General features: G+C 48.8%; 2 protein-coding genes and 1 pseudogene. All 3 read left to right on the top strand.

Annotated elements, in window-relative coordinates:
* Positions 1-131: 131 nt before the first annotated feature.
* Positions 132-461 carry a 30S ribosomal protein S6 gene (rpsF, locus tag H6S82_RS32235; protein ID WP_191057424.1) on the top strand — a complete coding sequence of 110 codons (330 nt, stop codon included), beginning with the start codon at positions 132-134 and terminating at the stop codon, positions 459-461.
* A 231-nt stretch (positions 462-692) separates the two neighbouring features.
* Positions 693-1,250, top strand: coding sequence for an Npun_F5560 family protein (locus tag H6S82_RS32230; protein ID WP_191057423.1), 558 nt, complete (start codon positions 693-695; stop codon positions 1,248-1,250).
* A pseudogene (locus H6S82_RS32225) lies at positions 1,243-1,689 on the top strand (hypothetical protein); the annotation flags it as partial. The gene H6S82_RS32230 and the pseudogene H6S82_RS32225, both read left to right, overlap by 8 nt.

Below are 1,689 nucleotides of genomic sequence, written 5' to 3'. Positions count from 1 at the left end.
CATCGCAGTCGATCGCACTTCATAGGGCGGGGCGGGGTGTGTTCGCTCATACCAGCCTTTCTCAAAGGACGATCGCAACTGGATAGTTGGCGTACTAGCAGAGAGTGGCCTTAATTGTCCACAAGGAGAAAATGGCAATGAACGTTTACGAAACAATGTATATTTTGCGTCCCGATTTGACCGACGAACAGGTCAATCAGGCGATCGAAAAATATCAGACTCTGCTGCGCGATAACGGAGCCCAAGATATCGAGATCCAAAATCGCGGCAAGCACCGTATGGCTTACGAAATTAAAAGACAACGGGATGGGATCTACGTCCAGATGAATTACAAAGGCAACGGTGCTTTTGTCGCTCCGATGGAACGCGCTATGCGTTTGAGCGATGAGGTAATTCGCTATTTAACTTTGAAGCAAGAAGAACCTGCTGCCAAATCTGAAGCAGTTGCCGCAGAAGCATAACAAAAGTCAAAAGTCAAAAGAAAGGGCGTCGGGACTAGGGGCTAGGGGCTAGCGGTTAGGGGAAAAGGGACAGGGAGGAATTTTGACTTTTGACTTTTGACTTTTGACTGCCCCATTCTCCCTCTCCCTTTCGCTCCCAAGCATGATAGAATGGGCGTTAATTTGGCAACACAATCGGCGCGTGTTGCCGCCAGGACTGGCAAGATCGTTGCAGAGGAGTTGTAAGCCCTTGTGAGCCAAACTGAAATCCAAACCCAACAAACGCTTAAATCAGAAGTATTTCACCTGCGGGAAGAGTTGCAGTTGCGAGACCAACTGGTACAACAGCTGTCTCAGGAACTGTTCCGCTTAGTCAAAGGCAATACGACTTTTCTTCCCGCTCCGGAACTATCTGAGCGCAATCAATCTCAAATGCTGGCTCTGCGAGAACAACTGCAAGGAGTCGAGCAGCAAGTTGCGTTTTATCAACAGCAGATTGCCGATCGCGATGCGGAAATATATCATCTGCGTCAGACTGTCCAAGAACTGACAGACCGCAGTCGGATGTTAGAACAAGTGGTGCAAGAATTACCGCAAATCTATCGCCAGAAGTTTGCCGAACGTTTAGGGCCAGTAAAAGAGAAACTGGCTCAGCTACAACGGGAAAACCGACAGCTGCACGCAGAATTGCAAAGTGTGAGCTATCGTCTGGCGGCGAAAAGCCGCAGTGCTAGCGGTAGGCTGGATCTACCTAGTTTTCAACGGCTGGGTGCAGGTCGCCCCAGTTTGCCTAGCTTCGGTAATGCTTGAAGTTTGGCTGATAGTTGAGGCGGAGGTGGATGCAACTGGTCAGGTAGTTGCTTCATCTCCAACTATTTCTACAATGGTGGCTGCTCTCCAGTCGGCGGTGGTAAACTATCCGGTTAGAAATGCGGTGACGCGATCGGTTAGAGTTGATGAGTTAGATATTCTGTATTCAAAATATCTCGATAATCTTAGTTTGGTGGAAAGTGGCGATGCAAGGGAAATTCTGTTATGTCCTTTGACGCTGAATCTACCAAAGGATATTTCATTTACCCATCAAAAAATATATCAAGCTTGTGGGGATATAAAAGGTTTGCAAGGTCTGGTGGCTGGGCAGTTGGAATATGCGATCGGACAGGGTAAGTTTTGGTTGCCGGTGGTGCTAACGGGGAAAGGGCCGCTCTATGGGGAGGCGATCTGTCTTTCGGACGCGCTGACTGAGAGC

Source organism: Planktothrix sp. FACHB-1355, assembly GCF_014748295.1.
In the GTDB taxonomy this organism is placed as follows: domain Bacteria; phylum Cyanobacteriota; class Cyanobacteriia; order Cyanobacteriales; family Aerosakkonemataceae; genus Aerosakkonema; species Aerosakkonema funiforme_A.
Note: the sequence above shows the minus strand (reverse complement) of the source record. Positions and strands in the feature narration are given on the sequence as shown.